Source organism: Sanguibacteroides sp. AM78-02pH3A (assembly GCF_027666085.1).
GTDB lineage: Bacteria > Bacteroidota > Bacteroidia > Bacteroidales > Marinifilaceae > Gabonibacter > Gabonibacter massiliensis.
The window spans coordinates 148,046-169,429 of the sequence record NZ_JAQEHX010000002.1 but is presented as its reverse complement, the minus strand read 5'-3'; the positions used below and the strand labels follow the sequence as shown (position 1 = coordinate 169,429).

Genomic DNA, 21,384 nt, shown 5'->3' with positions numbered 1-21,384 from the left:
TTCCCGGAAGAAAAATATTCTCTCTTCGTATCTGAAAAGAATATTCCTTCGTATAACTTTCATTCATACTAAAAGGGAAAAAATGATGAAAGGGATTACAACGATAATTTTCGACCTGGGAGGGGTATTGATGGATTTGGACAAAAATGCCTGCATACGGGCATTTCAAGCCATCGGCTTTAAAGATATTGATGAATATTTAGATATTTACCTCCCTAAAGAAGGAGTTTTCAAACAATTAGAACAAGGGCAAATCGGCACCGATGAGTTTCACGAGGGTGTCCGAAAACTTATCGGAAGGTCTGTAACGGACGAAAGTATAGATGATGCTTACCGGGAGATGTTGGCCGGTATTCCAGGGTACAAACTGGAAATGCTGAGACAATTAAAAGAGCATTATCAAATATTATTGTTAAGTAACACGAATCCGATCATGATGGATTACATCCGGAAGACCTACTTTATGGACGAAGGAGTAAGCTGGAAAAACTATTTCGACGAACTGTTTCTTTCTTACGAATTAAAAATGACCAAGCCGGATCCCGCTATTTTCAAAGAGGTAATCCGCCGCTCCGGAATTCATCCCGAAACCACCTTCTATCTGGACGATTCCCCACGAAATATAGAGACCGGTAAATCCTTCGGGCTTAAAACCTATACGGTACAACCACACGAAGATTTTCGGTTCCTATTCAATAAGTAGCTTTATCTCTTTTCGATGACCGTAACATAACGTACAAATTTCGGAGAGTGCCACTTCGTGTTTTTTTTCCTGGCGTTATTATCATATACGTCAACCAAACGAAGCTTCACCCGTTCCCGTACGGATTCGGGCAATACATCTTCGGCCGGTCGACCGGAAACAAGCACGATAGGCAGCGAATCCAGTATAGCCGTATCTTTACCCGTATCCCACGGCAAAATCCGGCGACCGGCTTCATATACCAACTCCATCCGCAACTCTTCCTCTTGAGGATAATAAAAAGGCAACTTATTGATACTTTCAATCTCCCTGACCGCCCGTATACTTTTTATCTCCTCATTATTAAACATCGTCGCCACCGAATTCATTAACAAGGTCTCCACGAGAATCAACAAAATAACCATTCCCGTAAAAACTTTCAGAGGTTTTAGCCTTATGCCTCCTACAAAAATAGAATAAGAGACTAACCAAAAAAGGAAAGAGACTACGATATAGTAGACCCAACCGATTTGTCGGGTTTGAAAAAACAATACATACAACGCAACAGGCATTCCCAAGGCAATGATCGCGGGCAGGAAAGCATTTATCCGGAATACGATCTTATCGCCCTTCGTCAAACTCTTTTCTTTGACGGCTATAAAGATGTATAATACATAATGAGCAACCACCATAGCGGAAGGTATCAGCAACGGTAACAAATAACGCGTTTTCTTTTCCGGAAAGCAAGAAAGTAAAACCAAGGAAAGCAATGTCCAAACAATCGCCAGCCTATACTCTTTCTTTAAGGTTATTTTATGTTTTAACCAGGGCCAACATAGTCCCGTTAACAAAAACAAAGACCAAATACCCGACTCCGTAAAAAATTTCCAATAATAATACCATGGACGAACATTCCGCTCTATCCAGGCCGTGGACTCTTTAGCCATCACAAATAAAGCCATGTCTTTATGGAAAACATACAAATAGAGCGGCCACCAGAAACTGATCAGAATAAAAATCAAAACCATCAGTAACACAGGCCATAATTTATGTCCGAATTTCGGACGATAAATAAAGAAATAGGACATCAGAAAGGGTAAAAGAAGAGCATAAAACGAAACCGGCCCTTTTCCTAAAAAAGATAGTCCTAATAATATTCCGGCCACGCAAAAATCCCACCACCTCGTCCGCATCGCCGCCATCCCACGGTAAAAAAAGAATATGGCACCCAGCATAAAACTATGACAATAGATATCCCATGTTGCTACCCTCCCCTGCATGATCACATTAAACGACGTCGCAAGTACCAACGCCGACAATAATCCGAATAATTTATTTTGAGTCAACGCAGATGCAAAAAAATAAAGGAAAAATACCATTATCGTCGCCATAAGCCCGGCTGCCCCTCGCTGTAACGCGATATTATCCGGGCTTATCATATCAATACCTGCCGCTATCCACGTCGGTAAAGGAGGCTTCTCCAAACGAAGTTCCCCGTTCATGGTAGGCACCAACCAATTATCGTAAGTCTCCATCTCATGGGCTGTTACGAGGTTGCGCGACTCCATAATATCAACAAATATCGCATCGTTGTTCACGAAAAAAGCAAACCAACAAACAACAAGGATAAACAATATATGAATCCAATCTCTTTTTTGCATAACACCAAATAATTATTTGTTTGAGTCAGAGCGCAAATTTAAAATAAATTAATAGAGAAGCGATAGAATGGAGGAAGAAATGAACGTAAATATTTTTTGGCAAAAAAAATCAATTCGCGTAACAAAAAAGAAACATTTTAGTATATAAATTTGTACGTCGTTTAAATCTGACTAAAAAGGGAAAATATGAAAATAGAACGGTATTTTCTTCTATTCATTTTGGTTTTACCGGCCTTAATATTACGAGATTTCACACCAAATAATGAATTAAAATATTTAAGCATCGCGGACGAAGCCATTCGCAATGGAGATTGGTTTACATTCTATAATCACGGAACGATCTACGCGGATAAGCCACCCTTATATTTCTGGATCATTATGCTTTGCAAGATCGTATGGGGCAGTCATTCCATGTTCCTTCTCTCCCTGTTCTCGGTCATTCCCGCTTTCATTACCATAGGGATAATGGATCGTTGGATCCGTGAGTGTTCCCTGTCTTCCCGCCGGAGCGTAGCATTACTACTGTTTACCAGCGGACTTTTTCTCGGCTCTGCCCTTGTATTGAGAATGGACATGATGATGTGTATGTTTATCACGTTATCCCTCTATATTTTTTACAAGCGGTACACGGAACAAGACCGGAAACCCGATCACTTTTGGTTACCCTTCTGCATATTTATGGCCCTCTTTTCAAAAGGTCCCATAGGCATTATTGTCCCTGTATGTTCCATTGCCGTTTTTTTAATCTTGAAAAAAGAGATCCGGAAATTCGGAAAATTCCTCGGATGGAAAGAATTTACCATATTATTGACACTATGCGTCATATGGTTCGGATGCGTATTCTGGGAAGGAGGGTATGATTACTTATACGACTTGCTGTTTCACCAAACCATAAACCGGGCAGTAGATTCTTTCCAACATAAAGAACCTTTCTGGTACTACGGAACAACCATTTGGTACGCTTTGGCTCCCTGGTCTCTTTTCTATATCCTGATTCTGGTCATAGGTATTTGGAAAAGACTTATTACAACGGATAAGGAAAAACTTTTCTTTTCAGTCATCGCCACAACATTCATTCTATTATCGTTATTCAGCTCGAAATTAGATATCTATTTACTGCCTATATATCCTTTTGTCGCCTATCTTTCCATACTGCTCCTGCCAAAAATTAAAGAGAAATGGATCCGTTTTACCCTGTACATCCCTATTGTCGTATTTATTCTTGCTTTTCCGATCTCCTTTTTCTTGGCCGACCGAATCGAATTCATCAGACTCTACTGTATCCGTACAGGCATCGGAATTCTTTTCGTCAGCGCCTTGTTTGCCTTCGTCAGCCTACGCCGGCATAACCTTCACCAGGCAATTCAAACGACAGCCTTAGGATTATTAATCTCTATCTTTGTCAGTTCCTTTGCTCTTCCGAAACTGAACCCGAATCTCGGCTTTTCCGCTTTATCTCAAAAAGCCTTAGAAATTATCGATAACAGTACGATTGAAAACCTCTACTTTTACCGTTTTCGAAGCGGAGAAAATATGGACGTTTATCTTCACCGTCCCCTTTTTAAAATAAAAGAAAAAGAGGAGATGCTCCGCATATACGAGAAAGGGGGAAACCTCATTTTTATTAAAGTATGGGATGTTCAAAAATCACCGGAATTAAGAGCGTGGCTGTCCCGAACGCGCTATACAGTCATCGGAAAATTTTACATCATCGAAAAACCGAACTGAGGAATCAATTCCCCTTGCAGGAAAAAGAGAGATAAATATTTCGGCTATAAGCGATAAAACCTGTTGATTGTCCCAAAATCAACACGGGATCACGCCGATAAATAGCATAAGCAACAATGATAAACGAACCTACCAAACTAATCACCCAAAAACCCAACGGGAGCAGAGATTCGTCTTTGTGTCTGGAATAAAACCATTGATAAACAAACCGTAGGGTAAAAACGATTTGCCCTAACGATCCGAAAATCAACAACCATAACGGGATAGAATCATTTCTGAAAAACTGTTCTGCAAACGCCCGGGCGTCTTTTAACAAATAAAGAACGACCACGACGGGCGTTACCAACAAAAGAATCCGGACTATTCTGGGCCATTTCTTCCATTGATCCTTTTTATCTAAATTCCAGATATAGATGTAATAGGCAATAAACTGCCCGAATATAATGGCGAAATCATCCCTGATCCATCCGTAAATAAACAAAAGATAGGAGCCTGCCAGACTAAGCTGCCAAAAAATAGTCGGAGAAATAACCCGTTTTGCCCTCTCTGATAAAATCCATTGCAGTAATATTCGGGCCGAAAAAAATAGCTGAGCCAAAAAACCGATGACATATACCATGCCGCTGAACTTTAAATTAAACCTTTGATTACTCCCTATTGTAAGTTATTTTCCGCTATTTGGTAATTGATATAACGCTTTTTCATCCAACGGTAAGCAAAACAATCTTTAAAAGGACCTACCAACCGATTCGTCAAATTGTATTTAGATTTACCTGCAATCCGGGGAAAGTGTTTTACAGGAACCTGTTTTACTTTTCCGTTCTGAAGCTGAATCAAAGCCGGAAGGAAACGGTGCATTCCCGTGAAAAAAGGAATCCGTTTGGCATAATCCGTACGTAAAATCTTCAGGGGACATCCGGTATCTTCCACTCCGTCATGAGTCATCATACGACGGAAACCATTCGCTATTTTAGAAGACATATTCTTTACCAAGCTATCTTTTCTTCCGGTCCGAATCCCCATGACCATCTCGTATTCGTCCACGTATTCCAATAAACGATTGAAATCAGCCGGCGTCGTTTGCAGATCGGCATCGATATAACCGACCCACGGTGAAAAGGAGTGATCGATTCCCGCTTTCATCGCCGCACTTAATCCTCCGTTACGGGCCAAATTCATAAAAAAGAATTTTTCGTTCCTGGAACATACTTCACGAATCAGCCGCTCGCTATCATCCTTCGAACCGTCATTAACAAATAAAACGCAAGAAGAGACTTCCGCCGATTTCAAAAAATCACCCAACTCTTTTTCCAATCGCAAAATATTTCCCTCTTCATTATATACCGGAACGATAATGGTAAACTGATAGTTTGCGGTCCTATTCATAAGTCAAAAAAATTTAAATGCATAAATTAAATTATAGTTACGACAAAATTGTTTAGCTTTGTTGTTCGTTTTACGGTCATGCAATATCGTAATTTATTACTATAATTCAGATTATTTTGTTTTCAAAACTAAACGGACAAAGATATGCAATATAACCGAATTTTATTAAAACTCAGTGGAGAATCTTTAATGGGAGAACAAAAATACGGTATAGACACCGCTTGTTTGGAGAGTTATGCACGCCAGATTCACGAAATAGCAAACTTGGGTATTCAGATCGGGATTGTCATCGGAGGAGGAAATATTTTTCGGGGGTTAAGCGGTACAAACAAAGGTTTTGACAGGGTAAAAGGAGACAGCATGGGAATGTTAGCCACCGTTATCAACAGCCTTGCCCTAAGTTCCGCCTTAGAAAACGAAGGTTGTAAGAATAAAGTACTTACGGCTATACGCATGGAGCCTATCGGAGAGTATTATTCAAAAGCAAAAGCCGTGGAATACCTGCAAGAAGGTTATGTAACGATTATCAGCGGCGGCACGGGCAATCCATATTTTACCACGGATACGGCAAGCAGTCTCAGGGCCATAGAAATCGAGGCCGAGGTCATGTTGAAAGGAACGCGGGTGGATGGTATCTATACTGCCGACCCGGAGAAAGATCCGACTGCCGTAAAATTCGATAAAATCTCATACGACGAAATTTATTCCCGAGGATTGAAGGTGATGGATTTAACGGCAACGACCATGTGCAAAGAGAATCACCTTCCTATTATCGTTTTCAACATGGATGTCCCCGGTAACCTCAAAAAGGTCATGACGGGTGAAAACATCGGGACCATCGTTTACTAAATTTAAGGAGTTAAACGGAAAAGAAAGCATCTCTTTTCCCGCTTTAGAGACTATTGATCGTGAATAAAAATATATTAGAAACTATCAACTCTCCTGCCGACTTAAAGAAAGTCCCAGAAGACGATTTAATTCAACTGTGTCAGGAACTCCGTCAAAAAATCATAGACGAATGTTCCGAACATCCCGGCCATTTCGGTGCAGGGTTAGGAGTCGTTGAACTTACGGTAGCTTTGCATTATGTTTTCGACACCCCTTACGACAATCTGATATGGGACGTCGGACACCAAGCTTATCCACATAAAATATTAACCGGACGAAGAGAAAATTTCGATACGAATCGTCAATACAAAGGAATTAGCGGATTCCCTAAACGAAGTGAAAGCGAATACGACTCTTTCGGAACCGGCCACTCTTCAACTTCTATTTCCGCGGCATTAGGCATGGCCGTAGCTGCCAAATTAAACGGAGAAAAAGACAGACTTTCCGTGGCCGTGATCGGCGACGGAGCCATGACCGGCGGAATGGCTTTCGAAGGATTGAATAACGCGGGAATAAATAATGCCAACCTCTTAGTTATCTTAAACGACAATAACATGGCCATCGACCCGAATGTCGGCGGCATGAATGAATATTTATTGGATATCTCCACTTCCAAAACTTACAATAAACTAAAAGAAGACGTTTGGCGAATCTTAGGACGATTGAATAAGATCAGCCCGGGAGCGCGCAATTTCATTCAAAAAGTAGACAATAGTGTCAAATCACTCCTGCTTAAACAAAGTAATCTGTTTGAAGCTTTGGGGTTCAGATACTTCGGTCCGGTGGACGGTCACGATGTAAATCACCTGATCAAGGTACTCCGGGATCTGAAAGCGATCCAGGGTCCCAAATTACTACATTGCATTACCGTTAAAGGCAAAGGGTTCAAGCAAGCCGAATTGGACCAGACCACCTGGCACGCCCCCGGAAAATTCAACAAGGAAACAGGTGAACTGATCAAAGAAAACAAGCCCGATACTCCCCCTAAATTTCAGGATGTATTCGGACATACTATTTTAGAACTGGCTCGGAATAATGAAAAAATAGTAGGCATTACACCAGCCATGCCTACGGGTTGTTCCCTCAACATTATGATGAAAGAGATGCCGGACCGTTGTTTCGATGTAGGTATTGCCGAGCAACATGCCGTAACTTTTTCCGCCGGACTCGCCGCACAGGGATATATCCCGTTTTGCAATATTTACTCCTCTTTTATGCAAAGAGCGTACGACCAGGTTATTCACGACGTGGCACTGCAAAAATTACAGGTGATTTTTTGCCTTGATAGGGGTGGCTTGGTCGGGGCAGACGGAGCTACACATCACGGGGCCTACGATTTGGCGTACTTCCGTTGCATACCGAATATGACGATTGCCGCTCCGTTCGATGAAGAAGAATTGCGTAATATGATGTATACGGCTCAGCTTCCCGATAAAGGTCCCTTTTCAATCCGTTATCCGCGCGGTAACGGTTCCGCACTCCATTGGAGGACTCCGTTCAAAGAACTCGAAATCGGAAAAGGAAGATGCCTTATCGAAGGAGACGAGGTCGCCGTATTATCTATCGGTGCCATCGGGCGAGAGGCCATAAAGGCAATTGAAAAAAATCCCCCCCACTCTGTTGCAATTTATGATATGCGTTTTCTTAAACCCTTAGATACGGAGTTACTGCACACGGTCTTTAAAAAATTCTCCAAAATCATTACGTTGGAAGATGGGACAACCATCGGCGGCTTGGGTAGTGCCGTTCTCGAATTCATGGCCGACCACGGGTATTCGGCCAAAGTCATTCGATTGGGCATCCCCGATCATTTTATAGAACACGGTAGTCAACAGCAATTATATCGAGAATGCGGATTTGATGCGGAAGCAATTTATAATTATATTTGTTCGATATAGCGTTTATTCAACCAGGCCATGAAAGCAGAAATCTTATTACCGGAAAACATCGAATGCATCGCCAGATTCAAGAAGACATTTAAGAATGTGCCCGATCAGGAAATCGAAAAGTTACTTGCAGATAACGTGATCAAACATTATAAAAAAGGAGAATTTATCTACAAAGAAGGCTCTCGAATAAAGGGGTGTTATTTCCTGTATTCCGGGATCGTAAAGATTTTCCAGACAGGTAACGAAGGAAAGGATCAGATTATTCGGTTCGGGAAAGAAGGTGATATCTTCGGTTTTCGTTCCGTTATCCGTAAAGAGTCTGCCTGTACTTCCGTAGAAACATTATCGGACTGCATTTTATGTTATATACCGGACGCCTCCCTGATGCATATGATCACCAATAGCCCTAACTTTGCCTACGAAATGATGCAAATCGCCTGCAAAGAATTAGGAGATGCCAATCGCTACATCAAAGATATTGCACAGAAATCCGTCAAATCAAGACTGTCAGAAATCTTACTACTAATTGCCGGGGATTTCGGCTTGGAGGAGGACGGAACATTAAAATTAAGCGTTACCCGGGAAGATTTGAGCAACTTTGTAGGAACGGCAACAGAAACCCTTATCCGGCTGCTGTCCGACCTGAAAAACGAAGGCCTTCTCGAATCCAAGGGACGGAAAATCAAACTACTGGACATCGACAAGCTAAAAAAATTAGCGGAATAACTCGTCACGAACAGTTGACAAGGAGGCGTACAATATGCTATCATTGCAGACAGACGGTTCGAATTACAGAATAAAAGAGCCGGTAATTGAATTTAATCTCCGTATCACATCATCATTCAATCACCCCCAATCACTTCATTTAAAATCTCCGTTTTTTAGGATAATTCTAATTATTAAGCATTATATTTGTGCACAAAACTTAACATCTTAAACACGAATCTATGCCACAAATATCAGAAAAAGGGATGGCGATGCCCTCTTCGCCTATCCGAAAATTAGTTCCCTTTGCGGATAAAGCTAAAGAAAAAGGAATCAAAGTATATCACCTGAACATCGGACAACCGGATATTCAAACCCCGGATGTCGCGTTAGAAGCATTAAAACATTGCACGGAAAAAGTCATCGCTTACACGAATTCCGCCGGAAATCTCTCTTACCGGAAAAAATTAGCTAAATATTATCAAAATATTGGTATACAAATCGATGAAACCAATATCATGATTACAACAGGAGGTTCGGAAGCGATCACCATCGCTTTTATGTCTACCTTAAATCCCGGAGATGAAATTATCATTCCGGAACCATTCTATGCTAACTACACGGCTTTCGCCCTTATGTGCGGTGTAAAAGTAAAAGCCATCACATCCAGCATAGAGACCAACTTCGCCTTGCCTCCCGTCAGTGAATTTGAGAAGCTGATCACTCCCCGTACGAAAGGGATCGTTATCGTGAATCCGAATAACCCTACCGGTTACTTATACTCACAGGAAGAGTTGGAACAATTGGCTTCCATCGTGAAGAAATACGACCTCTACCTTTATTCGGACGAAGTATACAGGGAATTCTGTTACGACGGACACAAACATTTCTCCACGATGCAATTGAAAGGAATAGAGCAAAATGTCATATTGCTGGACTCTGTTTCCAAAAGATACAGCGAATGCGGATTGCGCGTAGGGGCTTTAATCACCCGGAACAAAGAAGTTCTGACAGCTGCACTTAAATTCGGCATGGCTCGTTTGTGCGCCCCCGCTATCGGTCAGATCCTGGCGGAAGCCTCTTTGGATACCCCGGAAGAGTATTTTAAGGATGTTTACAACGAATATATCGAGAGAAGGGATTTCATGGTAGAAGCTTTAAATAAGATGCCCGGAGTTGTTTGTCCCAAACCGAAAGGAGCCTTTTACGCGGTAGTTAAACTTCCTGTAGACGATGCGGACAAGTTTGCTCAATGGTTGCTGGAAGACTTCGAGTACAACAAGCAAACCGTAATGGTTGCTCCTGCCAGCGGCTTCTATTCTACTCCCGGATTAGGTAAAGACGAGGTAAGAATAGCTTATGTCTTAAAAATCTCCGAATTGAAAGGAGCGATGGAAACATTAGCCAAGGCATTGGAAGTATACCCAGGAAGAGTAAAATAGTATTTTTCTACTTGATATAATCCTGGAAGACAGAAGTCTTTCAGGATTATTTTTTATTGTCTTTTTTTAGAAATCCGGTAAAACGAACGTTCATTTCGTTTAATATCGCAAACCAAATACTCGTTTATCAAACATTTTATCTATCTTTGTCCAAAGATTTCTAAATTTAAGATCAAGACATGACTTCAGATCCCCAATTTGATAGTATCAGGCCATATATAGGATCAGAGATTCCGGAAGCCGTTGAGCGTCTCAGTCAGGCAGAAGAATTTTTGCAACTTTTTTCTCATATGACCAAAATCGATAAAAACCTTATCGCGAAAAAACTTGAAGGCATCACAACCAGAGACGAATTCCAAGCCCGCTTCTTCGGACCGGTAATGGAAAGACTCATCGCCGGAACAACAGACGGCGTCACAGCGGTAGGTTTGGAACACATAGAAAAAGATAAATCCTATTTATTCGTGACCAATCACAGGGACATCATCCTCGACTCTGCCATCCTCAATGTGCTATTGAGGAAACGGGGGGATCATTACTGTGAAGCAGCCATCGGAAGTAACCTGTTAATAAATAAATGGGTTACGGACCTGGTAAAGTTGAATGCCTGTTTCATTATTGAACGGGGATTACCGGTCAGAGATATGATTTCAAGTGCTTCTTTACGTTCACATTATATCCGGGATATTATTCACGAAAATGAATACTCCGTGTGGATTGCCCAAAAAGAGGGAAGAACAAAGAACGGAGACGACCGGACGCAACACAGTCTGCTCAAAATGTTTAAGATGAGCGGTCCCAAAGAGTTTGTCGACAATTTTAAAGAACTACGTATTGTTCCGATTGCGATCTCGTATGAATGGGAACCCTGTGATGATTTAAAAACCGATGAGCTTTATCAAAAAAGTATCGGTGATTACGTGAAGACCCCGGCGGCAGATATGCGAAGCATGCAACAGGGACTTTCGGGTTACAAAGGAAGAGTACATTTTACGATCTCTTCTCCCATTCAACATGAACTCGACGAACTCGATGCCCAATCGAATAATGGAGATCGGATAGCGGAATTAGCGACCTATATCGATTCTAAAATTCATTCCGGATTCAAGTTATGGCCGAATAATTATATAGCTTACGATTTACTCCACGGGACAACCCGTTTTTCCTCGAAATATTCGAAGGAAGAAAAAGAGAAATTTATTCAGGTGATGACAGAAAAGATGGAACGTCTTAACGGAAACCGCTCTGTTTTAAATAATATTTTTCTGGAAATTTACGCCAATCCGGTAAAAAACGCCACGACAGGAAACAAACAATAACTTCGATCTTATGCGTATATCTCGATACCTACTGATACTTGCAGCATTTCTAATTATGATCTCAAGTGTTCTCTCGTTGTTTCATGGAGGAGACCGTACCGCCGTTTACGTTAACATCGCCGCAATGGCATCTATCGCTATTGCCGTTTCGATCACCAGTTTTAAAAACCCTAATAAACGTAACCTGTAATGTACAAATTCAGACGTCGAATCTATGCCGGAGGGAAAAGCATGGAGTTCTGGTTTGGATTAACCAGTAAAAGCCGGGATCATCATTCAAATTACACCTTGTTTCTTTTAACGGAGAGCCCGGATTCCCCGTTTAGTTACGCGGAACAAATCGGAAGCGGATTCCACGCGAAAGCCGACGCCGAACGTTTTGCCATTCAATACGCCAAAGATCTTTTTCGAAATCTATTGGACCGGGAAAAGGAGACCGAAGAAAAAGACGATAATAATCAATTACAATAAATAAACTGAAAAATGGACAGAAAAGTTAGAGTAAGATTTGCTCCCAGCCCCACGGGTGCACTCCATTTAGGAGGTGTCAGAACGGCCCTATTCAATTATTTATTCGCTCGCCACCACGGTGGTGATTTCCTTTTAAGAATAGAAGATACGGATCAAAACCGGTATGTACCCGGAGCCGAAGAATATATCATAGAATCATTAAAATGGTGCGGATTGACCGTGGACGAAGGTGTCGGTGTCGGAGGAGAATACGGTCCCTACCGTCAAAGTGAACGCAAATCCCTGTATAAGCAGTACGCGTTACAATTAGTAGAATCCGGAAATGCATACTACTCTTTCGATAGTGCCGAAGAACTAAACGCACAACGGACAGCAAGCGAGGCTAAAGGAGAGACATTCATGTATAACGCCGCTACCCGAAAAAATCTCAAAAATTCGTTGAATATGCAGGACGACGAGGTTAAGAATTTGTTGGAAAGCGGTATCCACTACGTGATTCGTTTTAAAATGCCTGAAAATGAAGACCTGCATTTACGCGATATCATCCGGGGAGAGGTACATTTCAATACTTCGCTTTTGGATGATAAGGTTTTATTCAAATCCGACGGTATGCCGACGTATCATTTAGCCAATATCGTCGACGATCATTTAATGAAAATATCGCACGTGATCCGGGGAGAAGAGTGGTTGCCTTCCCTGCCTCTACACGTACTTTTATACCGGGCTTTCGGTTGGGAAAACACCATGCCGGAATTCGCCCATCTTCCCCTAATCCTGAAACCGGTAGGAAACGGTAAATTAAGTAAACGAGACGGAAACAAAATGGGATTCCCCGTATTCCCTATGGAATTTAACGATCCGGAAACGGGAGAAAAATGGCATGGCTACAAGGAGGACGGCTACCTCCCGGAGGCTTTCATCAATATGTTAGCCCTATTGGGCTGGAACCCGGGAACGGATCAAGAGCTTTTCTCCCTACAAGAACTCTGCGATCAATTCTCCTTGGAACGGGTTAATAAATCAGGTGCCCGGTTTAACCCCGATAAGGCGAAATGGTTCAATCACAAATACCTGACCAGGAAAAGCGATAAAGAGCTTGCCCGCGATTTGAATGAAATACTCATCCAAAACGGGATATCCTATGAAAGGGAGAAACTGGAAAAGATCTGTCATTTATTAAAGGAGAGAGCTAATTTCGTATCCGATATCTATCATTCATCAGGATACTTCTACAAAGCGCCCGAAACTTACGACGAAAAAGGGGTGAAAAAATGTTGGAAAGAGGAGACGCCGGGCCTTGTTCAGGAGTTGATCGATATTCTGGAAGGAGTATCCGAATTCACTTCTGCCAATACCGAAGAAGCCGTAAAAACATGGGTTTCCGGAAAAGAGATAGGGTTCGGTAAAGTCATGAATCCTTTCCGTTTAGCCATCATCGGGGCTGCGGACGGGCCTCATATGTTCGACATTATAGAAATATTGGGCAAGGAAGAGACCCTAAAACGGTTGAGAAAAGCATTAGCAACCCTATAAAAATTGGGCGATTCAGTGATTATTTTAATCGCCGGATCACCCAATCTCACTATCTTATTCTACTCTCGATATTTTATTCGGGTCATATTTGTCTTTTACTTTTTGCGGACCGTCGGGATAGCCGATCGGAATAACACAGAGCGGGACCAAATTTTCAGGCAATTGGCTATATCTGCGTACCACATCCATCCGGTCTTCGTACGGATAGGCTGCTGTCCAGACAGCCCCCAATTCCAATGCTTCGGCTGCCAATAGTATATTTTGGGTGGCTGCCGAACAATCCAAATACCAATAGGAGGATACCGAGGGATCCCCGCAAACTACGATAGCCAAAGGAGCTTGAATCAACATTTTCGCATAAGGCAATCCCGCGGCCATCGAATCCAACGCAGCCCGTTTCGTCACAACCACAAATGCCCAAGGACGGGTATCCTTTCCCGAAGGTGCAGCCATCCCCGCTTTCAACAAAGTCGTAATCTTCTCTTCCTCTACCGGTTTATTCAAATACTTCCGGACACTTTTGCGTCCCATAATCGTTTCTATCGCACCCTCCTCCAAAAGAGCCGACTTCTTTTCGTTTCTCTCTCCCATAACTGACGTCTTTAATATAACAATAAGTAATACTGCCGCTAATAAAACATAAAAAGCACTTCGTTTATTCATCTCTATATTCTTTTAAAACCGATTCTAAGATAGGACATTTTTCCTCCCGTATGGCTTATGCTTTTGTTAAATACGCTTTTCAGAACAAAATTAGTAACAAAAAATCCTAAATCCCGTAGAAAAGATAAGCCCTAACGATAAAACAAACAGAATCATGAAAACCGAAAAATACGTACTGGCCTTGGATCAGGGAACGACTTCTTCCCGAGCAATGCTTTTCAATCATAACGGCAACGTGGTTGCCATGTCGCAAAAACCGATAGAACAACATTTCCCCCGTCCCGGATGGGTGGAACACGATCCCTCGGAGATCTGGTACTCCCAATCTTCGGTTGCGGCCGAGGTGATCGCCAAAGGTAACCTGACAGGCTTGGATATTGCCTGTATCGGGATCACCAACCAACGGGAAACCACGATCATATGGGATCGCGAGACCTCCATTCCCGTTTACCGGGCCATCGTATGGCAAGACCGGCGGACGGCCGATATTTGCAAGGAATTGCAGGAAAACGGATACGGCGATATGATCCGGGAAAAAACAGGTTTAATCATAGACGCTTATTTTTCCGCTACAAAAATCAAATGGATATTAGACAATGTCGAAGGAGCACGGGAACGCGCAGAGAAAGGGAAACTTTGTTTCGGCACGGTCGACAGCTGGCTTGTCTGGAAATTTACCCAAGGGAAAGTCCATGTTACCGATGTCAGTAATGCTTCCCGGACCATGTTATTCAATATTCACACGCTACAATGGGATAAAGAGCTATTGGAGCTGTTTCATATTCCCGAATCCCTGTTACCGGAAGTAAAAGCCAGCAGCGAGATCTATTCCGAAACGGCAACGACCTTGTTCTCCACCAAAATACCGATTGCCGGAATTGCCGGAGATCAACAGGCTGCTCTTTTCGGCCAACTTTGTCTCTCCCCGGGAATGACGAAAACGACATACGGAACGGGATGCTTTATGGTAATGAACACAGGGAACAAAGTGGTCAAATCAAAAAATAACCTATTGAACACGATCGCCTGGAAAATTAAAGGAGAAGTTACCTATGCCCTTGAAGGCAGTGTTTTCGTGGGAGGTGCAGTCATCCAATGGCTGAGAGACGGAGTTAAGCTCATCTCCACGGCCTCTGTCAGCGAGCCTATGGCAAGTTCACTATCCGATAACGGAGGCGTATATTTCGTTCCGGCCCTGACAGGCTTGGGAGCTCCTTACTGGGACCAATATGCCCGAGGGGGTATTATAGGCATTACCCGGGGAACCACGCCGGAACATATCGCAAGAGCTGCCTTGGAAGGAATTGCTTTCGAAGTATATGACGTGATCCAGGCCATGGAACACGACATGAAACAAGCCTCTCCGGAATTAAGAGTCGACGGAGGAGCCGTAGCCAACAACTTTCTTATGCAATTCCAAAGTAATATCTGCAAAGCTAAAGTCGTACGCCCGAAGGTATTGGAAACGACAGCCCTCGGAGCCGCCTATTTAGCAGGATTGGCAACCGGGTACTGGGAAAGTACGGAAGAGCTTCAGGAACAATGGAGCATCGACCGGGTTTTCGAACCTCAGGATACCGACGAACATGTGAAACAACTTTTACACATGTGGCATAAAGCCGTGGAACGGGTACGCGACTGGGAAGAGTAACATAAAATCCGATCCGAGGTGATTACGTGATTTCACGATTGGGCGATTCATTTGAATCACTGAATTCTTTCGATATCCTTTACATCCAACACTTACAACCGTTATTTTCAATTTAAAATTATATCATCATGTCTCCTTTTACAGCTGAACTTATCGGAACAATGGTCATGATTCTCCTCGGGGATGGAGTGGTTGCCAACGTGGTATTGAATAAAACCAAAGGATTCGGTGCGGGATGGATCACGATTACCACGGCTTGGGCATTAGCCGTATTTGCCGGAGTAGTAATTGCAGGGCCGTATAGCGGGGCTCATCTGAATCCGGCCATCACAATCGGTTTCGCCATCACGGAAAAATTTCCCTGGAGCGACGTACCGTTCTACATCATCGCCCAAATGATCGGAGCCGCCCTGGGAGCCCTGCTTGTCTGGATTATCTATTACGATCACTTTAATGCGACGGATAATCCGAGTACAAAATTAGGCGTATTCTGTACGGCTCCGGAAATACGGCATAACATCATCAATCTTTCTTGTGAAATAATCGGAACTTTCGTCCTGATGTTTTCCGTCTTTTATATCACCGGGGCAGAACTCATTGCCGACGTGGATACGACCGCACCCATCGGCTTAGGCTCTATCGGTGCCATCCCCGTGGCTTTCATCGTATGGGCTATCGGCCTTTCGTTAGGAGGAGTCACCGGGTATGCAATCAATCCGGCACGGGATCTCGCTCCCAGAATCATGCATGCCGTCCTGCCCATTTCCGGAAAAGGCAGCAGCCATTGGGACTACGCGTGGATTCCCGTTTTCGGACCTTTAATTGGGTGTGGAATCGCCGCCCTCGTTTACGGAATTCTCTCCATTTAATACTCCGGAGCCATATCTCTCCTTGATCCGGTCAAAAACCTCCCACAAAACTTTTATATTAGGGGCTTGTAGCATCTCTATCCTTAAATCTCTGAAATGAGACAAGCCCTTAAACATACAAGCCATGTGACGGCGCATGTGAAACAATCCGCGAACCTCATCCAGCCACTCCATAGATAAGAGTATCTGCTCTTTAATGATATCGATCTGTTCTGCTACCGTCAGTTCGGGCAGCACTTCACCAGTGGAGAGATAATGTTTTATCTGTTTGAAGATCCAAGGTTTTCCGATCGCAGCCCGACCAATCATCACGCCATCGACACCATATCGCTCAAAGGCCTCCTTTACCTTCCGAGGAGAATCTATATCCCCATTTCCAATAACGGGAATTCTTATCCGGGGATTACTTTTAACCCGGGCGATAGGTTCCCAGTCAGCCTCTCCCTTGTACATCTGGGAACGGGTTCTTCCGTGAATGGCCAAAGCACTGATTCCGACATCCTGCAACCGCTCTGCCACCTCATCGATCATAATATGATCGCAATCCCATCCCAAACGGGTTTTTACCGTCACCGGAATATTTACAGCCCGAACGATCTGCCGCGTCATTTCAACCATTAAGGGGATATCCCTGAGCATACCTGCTCCCGCACCCTTTGCAGCTACCCGTTTCACCGGACACCCAAAATTAATATCGATGAAATCCGGTCGCACGGTCTCTACGATCTTAGCCGCTTCTACCATCGATTCGATAAAGCGTCCGTAAATCTGTATGGTTACCGGTCGTTCACTATCCTCTATCGTCAACTTTTTCACGGTCTTATTCACGGAACGTACTAAAGCATCCGCAGAAACGAACTCGGAATACAGCCAGTCTGCACCATAACGCTTACAAAATTTACGGAAGGGAGGATTAGTAACCTCCTCCATCGGTGCCAATATCAATGGCCTTTCTCCCACGTTTTTTCCTCCAATAATCATAAGATATAGGTAATTTTAGAGATCTCTTATTTATAAGTTTGGCCACAAAAATAATAATTAATATCTTTAACTTTCAAAATAAAATGATTCATATGCATATACTTCACCTTGTTTTGGCAGGCCTGCTCACTTTTAGTTCACCAAGTGACGAATGGATACGGGTCAAAGGTCCGGATCACCTCTCGTTTCTATTTCCCAATCATGCCCAACGTTTAAAAAAAGAGATCGAAGGTGCTCAATCATGGATTTTCCAAACCAAAAATCTAACCTGTGTATTCGGCGTCGTATGTACGAAATTGAATACGGAAAAAGGGACATTCAAAGACCTTACCGTAGCGCAATTGTACCAACAAATGAAAAAAGAGACCCTGACAGTGGAATCGGCCGTCCTCAAAGAAGAAAAAAACATCCCGCATAAAGATATGGAGATAAAAGAAATCTGTTATACTATAACGAAAGACAAAGATAACATGATCTATTATAAACGGTTTATATTCAGAAATAATTGCATGTACCAAATCGTCATCGGGGGAAAATCGAAACTTTTGAATGAAATTCTCATACAAAAAGAAAAATTTTTTCATTCTGTCTCCTTCAATCCGAAACCGTAACCTTTATATAAGATAAAACGAAAAATACAGCAATATAAACTATCTTCATCACCATGAAAACAATACTTCTTTTTACGATTCTCCTAATCGCTTGTCCCGTATGGGCTCAAAAAACAAAATCAGATACGACGAAAGGGGAATTCAAACAAATCTATTTACAGGAAAAAAGAGAAAAAAGAAGAGCCAACCCGACGGAAATATTAAGCGATCCGTTACACCGTCACTCTTATCAAAACAACAATTTCCTTTATTTTAAAGGTCATTGGAGCGGTTTCTTCTTCGGCTTCATCAATTTCGACAATACAAACTACATCCAACTCGGAGGAACCGCTTACATGGAATTGGACAAGGGGAATTCATGGGTCATGCAATTCAATTTAATCCAGAAAGGCATACGCCTGAATCCGTCCAACACCATCGGGTTGGTAACCGGACTCGGCCTGGAGTATCAACGTTTTCGTTTCAAACATAAAAATACGATCGTAAAGGATGAACACGGAGTAATTCATGACGATCCGTTAACCGATTTGCATGTGAAAAAAAGCTCTTTCAAAAACCTATATCTTACCATTCCTTTGCTGGTCGAAGTCCAATTTCCCGGTAAGAGTAGAATCAAAGCCTTTGTATCGGGAGGATTTACGGGAGGTCTGAGGTTACACACGAAAACAAAGGTCGTCTATAAAAAAGAGGACGGAAAAAAACGCCGTCTAAAAGATTCCGGGAATTTCAGTATGACCCCGGTCAAGGTCGATGCCACTCTTCGTGCCGGATACGGACATCTGGCCGTATGGGGAAATTATTCCCTGAACCGGATGTTTAAAACCAATAAAGGACCGGAACTACATCCATATAGCATAGGGATAGGCATCACATTCTGACCTGTTATTCTATCCGGTAATCGGCAACGACTGGAAACAACTCTGTTTTCCCACTCAGTTCGGTAGAACTCCCGCGTGAGATTCTATTCAAGCCCGAATGCGGATGAAAAAGAGGACAAATTGAAAAGGAGCCTTTTCGATAATCCTTTATTGTTCTTTTGCAAACAGCAATTTTTTCTCGTTTTATAACAAATAATCCCCTCCTTTTTATAAATTCGCCGGCATAACTTAAAAACACTACCCAAAATGAGAAAACTATTCCTATTTTTACTTTTAGGTTCTTTTGCGTTCTCTTGTAAAGAGGCCAAAAAGGAGACCAAAGAAAGCCCTTATAAGCCGCTTGCCGACCAATACGCCGAGTTTACACTCACGACAGACATGAGTAAGCTAACCGAAAACGAGAAAAAAATGCTCCCCATCCTTATCGAGGTCGCGGACATCATGGAAGAGATTTTCTGGCAAAATGCTTATGGAGATAAAGAAGAATTACTCGCTCAAAACCCGGATCCCTATGCACAGAAATATATCAAAATCAACTACGGACCATGGGATCGATTAAACGACAATAAACCTTTTATCGAAGGTGTAGGCCCTAAACCTTTAGGAGCCAATTTCTACCCGGCCGACATGACCAAAGAGGAGTTCCAGGCATTGAAAGATCCACGGAAAACCGATTGGTACAGCGTTATCAGACGGGATACTTCCGGCCAGCTGATTGTCGTGCCGTTCCACAAGGCTTATCCCGAAGAGACGGCTAAAGCCGCGGAATTACTAAAACAAGCCGCGGAATTAGCAGAAGATCCGGGATTGAAAAAGTATTTGGAACTACGCTCCCAGGCTCTTTTGACAGACGATTATCTCGCCAGCGATTTAGCGTGGATGGATATGCAAAACAACACCTTAGATTTTGTAGTAGGTCCGATCGAAACCTATGAAGACCAACTTTTCGGTTACAAGGCTTCACATTCCGGTCAGATTTTAGTCAAAGACAAAGAGTGGAGTAAAAAGCTCTCCTTATACGCCCAATATTTACCCAAATTACAAGAAAATCTTCCGGTACCGTCCGCTTATAAACAGGAGAAGGCCAATGCCAACGCCGATTTAAACGCTTACGACGTAATTTATTATGCCGGAGATTGCAATGCCGGCAGTAAAAATATAGCCATCAACCTTCCGAACGATCCGAGAGTACACGCTGCCAAAGGAAGTCGCAAATTGCAGCTCAAGAACTCGATGGATGCCAAATTCCAGACGATGGTGGTTCCTATTTCCAAATTAGTGATCACTCCGGAACAACAAAAACACGTGAAAGGAGATGCCTTCTTTGAAAACACCATGTTCCATGAAGTGGCACACGGTCTCGGCGTCAATTACACGATCAAGGATAAGCAGGAGGTTCGCTCCGCTTTACAAAATACTTATACTTCAATCGAAGAGGCCAAAGCCGATATCCTCGGGTTGTATTGCCTCACTCAGTTAGCCGATTGGGGCATTCTGAAAGACAAAGATTTGATGGACAACTACGTTACTTTCGTGGCCGGCATTTTCAGATCCGTGCGGTTCGGTGCAGCCAGCGCACACGGGAAAGCCAACATGCTTCAATTTAACCATTTCATGGAAAGCGGAGCCATCACGAAAGACGAAACGACCGGATACTATACCATCGATTTTGAAAAAATGAAAAAAGACATCGGCGTTATCGCCGGGGAATACATTACCTTGCAAGGTAACGGAGACATCGCCGGCGCACAAGCCTTGATTGCAGCCAAAGGAGTTATCCCTCCATCCCTCCAAAAAGATTTGGATAAAATCGCCGGAGCCGGAATACCGAAAGATATCTTCTTCAAACAAGGTAAAACCGTTTTGGTGTCGGAATAACAATCGGCCCTAAGACCATATATAAAATAAAAGCGCTGTCCCGGACGGACAGCGCTTTTATTTTCATACCCTCTTTTTTGTTTTACCACCGTCGAATCGATACGACACAATGAAGCTGTATTTTTTATCGTCTTTGTGATTATCCTATA

General features: G+C 42.9%; 20 protein-coding genes. 15 read left to right on the top strand and 5 right to left on the bottom strand.

Annotated features, from left to right (window positions below; all coding sequences use genetic code 11):
- Positions 1–82 precede the first annotated feature (82 nt).
- Positions 83–703 (top strand): HAD family hydrolase, encoded by a 621-nt coding sequence (locus PGR74_RS03510; RefSeq protein WP_052634551.1) that lies wholly within the window; start codon positions 83–85, stop codon positions 701–703.
- A 2-nt stretch (positions 704–705) separates the two neighbouring features.
- Here PGR74_RS03510 and PGR74_RS03505 read toward each other — a convergent pair whose 3' ends face one another.
- Positions 706–2,343: an ArnT family glycosyltransferase gene (locus PGR74_RS03505; RefSeq protein WP_041505261.1), complete on the bottom strand. Its 1,638-nt coding sequence runs from the start codon at positions 2,341–2,343 to the stop codon at positions 706–708.
- 186 nt (positions 2,344–2,529) lie between these two features.
- Here PGR74_RS03505 and PGR74_RS03500 point away from each other — a divergent pair, with 186 nt between their 5' ends.
- Positions 2,530–4,071, top strand: coding sequence for an ArnT family glycosyltransferase (locus PGR74_RS03500; protein WP_041503219.1), 1,542 nt, complete (start codon positions 2,530–2,532; stop codon positions 4,069–4,071).
- Positions 4,072–4,075: 4 nt separating this feature from the next.
- On the opposite strand, the gene PGR74_RS03495 is transcribed toward PGR74_RS03500, so the two are convergent.
- Positions 4,076–4,690, bottom strand: coding sequence for a lipid-A-disaccharide synthase N-terminal domain-containing protein (locus PGR74_RS03495; RefSeq protein ID WP_041503218.1), 615 nt, complete (start codon positions 4,688–4,690; stop codon positions 4,076–4,078).
- 35 nt (positions 4,691–4,725) lie between these two features.
- Positions 4,726–5,457 (bottom strand): glycosyltransferase, encoded by a 732-nt coding sequence (locus tag PGR74_RS03490; protein WP_041503217.1) that lies wholly within the window; start codon positions 5,455–5,457, stop codon positions 4,726–4,728.
- Positions 5,458–5,601: 144 nt separating this feature from the next.
- Here PGR74_RS03490 and pyrH point away from each other — a divergent pair, with 144 nt between their 5' ends.
- The 8 genes from pyrH (at position 5,602) to gltX (ending at position 13,704) form a co-directional block, all read left to right on the top strand.
- Entirely contained in the window at positions 5,602–6,306 is a 705-nt protein-coding gene (gene pyrH, locus PGR74_RS03485; protein ID WP_041503216.1) for a UMP kinase, read from the top strand.
- Between the two features lie 59 nt (positions 6,307–6,365).
- On the top strand, positions 6,366–8,243 hold the full coding sequence (dxs, locus tag PGR74_RS03480; protein ID WP_442985413.1) for a 1-deoxy-D-xylulose-5-phosphate synthase: 1,878 nt from the start codon (positions 6,366–6,368) through the stop codon (positions 8,241–8,243).
- An 18-nt stretch (positions 8,244–8,261) separates the two neighbouring features.
- The gene (locus tag PGR74_RS03475; RefSeq protein WP_041505263.1) at positions 8,262–8,960 is read left to right on the top strand and encodes a Crp/Fnr family transcriptional regulator; all 699 of its coding nucleotides are present in this window, start codon (positions 8,262–8,264) and stop codon (positions 8,958–8,960) included.
- 221 nt (positions 8,961–9,181) lie between these two features.
- Positions 9,182–10,381, top strand: coding sequence for a pyridoxal phosphate-dependent aminotransferase (locus PGR74_RS03470; RefSeq protein WP_041503213.1), 1,200 nt, complete (start codon positions 9,182–9,184; stop codon positions 10,379–10,381).
- 179 nt (positions 10,382–10,560) lie between these two features.
- Entirely contained in the window at positions 10,561–11,700 is a 1,140-nt protein-coding gene (locus tag PGR74_RS03465; RefSeq protein ID WP_041503212.1) for a 1-acyl-sn-glycerol-3-phosphate acyltransferase, read from the top strand.
- A 55-nt stretch (positions 11,701–11,755) separates the two neighbouring features.
- The gene (locus PGR74_RS03460) at positions 11,756–11,890 is read left to right on the top strand and encodes a hypothetical protein (RefSeq protein WP_262509239.1); all 135 of its coding nucleotides are present in this window, start codon (positions 11,756–11,758) and stop codon (positions 11,888–11,890) included.
- Positions 11,890–12,171, top strand: a complete 282-nt coding sequence (locus PGR74_RS03455) for a hypothetical protein (RefSeq protein WP_041503210.1) — start codon at positions 11,890–11,892, stop codon at positions 12,169–12,171. The genes PGR74_RS03460 and PGR74_RS03455 overlap by 1 nt, the downstream gene beginning before the upstream one ends.
- A gap of 12 nt (positions 12,172–12,183) precedes the next feature.
- Positions 12,184–13,704, top strand: a complete 1,521-nt coding sequence (gene gltX, locus PGR74_RS03450) for a glutamate--tRNA ligase (protein ID WP_270516702.1) — start codon at positions 12,184–12,186, stop codon at positions 13,702–13,704.
- Between the two features lie 54 nt (positions 13,705–13,758).
- Here the strand turns inward: gltX and PGR74_RS03445 are convergent, their stop codons facing one another.
- The gene (locus tag PGR74_RS03445) at positions 13,759–14,367 is read right to left on the bottom strand and encodes a nitroreductase family protein (RefSeq protein ID WP_270516701.1); all 609 of its coding nucleotides are present in this window, start codon (positions 14,365–14,367) and stop codon (positions 13,759–13,761) included.
- A 154-nt stretch (positions 14,368–14,521) separates the two neighbouring features.
- On the opposite strand from PGR74_RS03445, the gene glpK reads away from it, so the two are divergent.
- Both glpK and PGR74_RS03435 read left to right on the top strand, forming a co-directional pair.
- Complete coding sequence (gene glpK, locus PGR74_RS03440; RefSeq protein ID WP_041503207.1) at positions 14,522–16,018, top strand: glycerol kinase GlpK; 1,497 nt, start codon at positions 14,522–14,524, stop codon at positions 16,016–16,018.
- Between the two features lie 128 nt (positions 16,019–16,146).
- A complete protein-coding gene (locus PGR74_RS03435) occupies positions 16,147–16,887 on the top strand; it encodes an MIP/aquaporin family protein (RefSeq protein ID WP_270516700.1) in 741 nt (246 codons plus the stop codon).
- On the opposite strand, the gene dusB is transcribed toward PGR74_RS03435, so the two are convergent.
- Positions 16,837–17,868: a tRNA dihydrouridine synthase DusB gene (dusB, locus tag PGR74_RS03430; protein ID WP_270516699.1), complete on the bottom strand. Its 1,032-nt coding sequence runs from the start codon at positions 17,866–17,868 to the stop codon at positions 16,837–16,839. The genes PGR74_RS03435 and dusB overlap by 51 nt on opposite strands.
- A gap of 92 nt (positions 17,869–17,960) precedes the next feature.
- Here dusB and PGR74_RS03425 point away from each other — a divergent pair, with 92 nt between their 5' ends.
- From PGR74_RS03425 to PGR74_RS03415, 3 genes are all read left to right on the top strand, one after another.
- Positions 17,961–18,479, top strand: a complete 519-nt coding sequence (locus PGR74_RS03425) for a hypothetical protein (RefSeq protein ID WP_041503204.1) — start codon at positions 17,961–17,963, stop codon at positions 18,477–18,479.
- Between the two features lie 53 nt (positions 18,480–18,532).
- Positions 18,533–19,357 carry an outer membrane beta-barrel protein gene (locus PGR74_RS03420; protein WP_052634549.1) on the top strand — a complete coding sequence of 275 codons (825 nt, stop codon included), beginning with the start codon at positions 18,533–18,535 and terminating at the stop codon, positions 19,355–19,357.
- Between the two features lie 246 nt (positions 19,358–19,603).
- Complete coding sequence (locus tag PGR74_RS03415) at positions 19,604–21,235, top strand: dipeptidyl-peptidase 3 family protein (RefSeq protein ID WP_270516698.1); 1,632 nt, start codon at positions 19,604–19,606, stop codon at positions 21,233–21,235.
- Positions 21,236–21,384 lie beyond the last annotated feature (149 nt).

Coding starts and splice junctions, on each gene's coding strand:
- PGR74_RS03460 (WP_262509239.1), top strand. CDS start 11,756: ATGATCTCAAGTGTTCTCTCGTTGTTTCATGGAGGAGACCGTACCGCC.
- dusB (WP_270516699.1), bottom strand. CDS start 17,868: ATGATTATTGGAGGAAAAAACGTGGGAGAAAGGCCATTGATATTGGCA.
- PGR74_RS03455 (WP_041503210.1), top strand. CDS start 11,890: ATGTACAAATTCAGACGTCGAATCTATGCCGGAGGGAAAAGCATGGAG.
- PGR74_RS03415 (WP_270516698.1), top strand. CDS start 19,604: ATGAGAAAACTATTCCTATTTTTACTTTTAGGTTCTTTTGCGTTCTCT.
- PGR74_RS03505 (WP_041505261.1), bottom strand. CDS start 2,343: ATGCAAAAAAGAGATTGGATTCATATATTGTTTATCCTTGTTGTTTGT.
- PGR74_RS03500 (WP_041503219.1), top strand. CDS start 2,530: ATGAAAATAGAACGGTATTTTCTTCTATTCATTTTGGTTTTACCGGCC.
- PGR74_RS03425 (WP_041503204.1), top strand. CDS start 17,961: ATGCATATACTTCACCTTGTTTTGGCAGGCCTGCTCACTTTTAGTTCA.
- PGR74_RS03435 (WP_270516700.1), top strand. CDS start 16,147: ATGTCTCCTTTTACAGCTGAACTTATCGGAACAATGGTCATGATTCTC.
- PGR74_RS03420 (WP_052634549.1), top strand. CDS start 18,533: ATGAAAACAATACTTCTTTTTACGATTCTCCTAATCGCTTGTCCCGTA.
- PGR74_RS03495 (WP_041503218.1), bottom strand. CDS start 4,690: ATGGTATATGTCATCGGTTTTTTGGCTCAGCTATTTTTTTCGGCCCGA.
- PGR74_RS03490 (WP_041503217.1), bottom strand. CDS start 5,457: ATGAATAGGACCGCAAACTATCAGTTTACCATTATCGTTCCGGTATAT.
- PGR74_RS03470 (WP_041503213.1), top strand. CDS start 9,182: ATGCCACAAATATCAGAAAAAGGGATGGCGATGCCCTCTTCGCCTATC.
- gltX (WP_270516702.1), top strand. CDS start 12,184: ATGGACAGAAAAGTTAGAGTAAGATTTGCTCCCAGCCCCACGGGTGCA.
- PGR74_RS03445 (WP_270516701.1), bottom strand. CDS start 14,367: ATGAATAAACGAAGTGCTTTTTATGTTTTATTAGCGGCAGTATTACTT.
- PGR74_RS03475 (WP_041505263.1), top strand. CDS start 8,262: ATGAAAGCAGAAATCTTATTACCGGAAAACATCGAATGCATCGCCAGA.
- pyrH (WP_041503216.1), top strand. CDS start 5,602: ATGCAATATAACCGAATTTTATTAAAACTCAGTGGAGAATCTTTAATG.
- PGR74_RS03510 (WP_052634551.1), top strand. CDS start 83: ATGATGAAAGGGATTACAACGATAATTTTCGACCTGGGAGGGGTATTG.
- PGR74_RS03465 (WP_041503212.1), top strand. CDS start 10,561: ATGACTTCAGATCCCCAATTTGATAGTATCAGGCCATATATAGGATCA.
- glpK (WP_041503207.1), top strand. CDS start 14,522: ATGAAAACCGAAAAATACGTACTGGCCTTGGATCAGGGAACGACTTCT.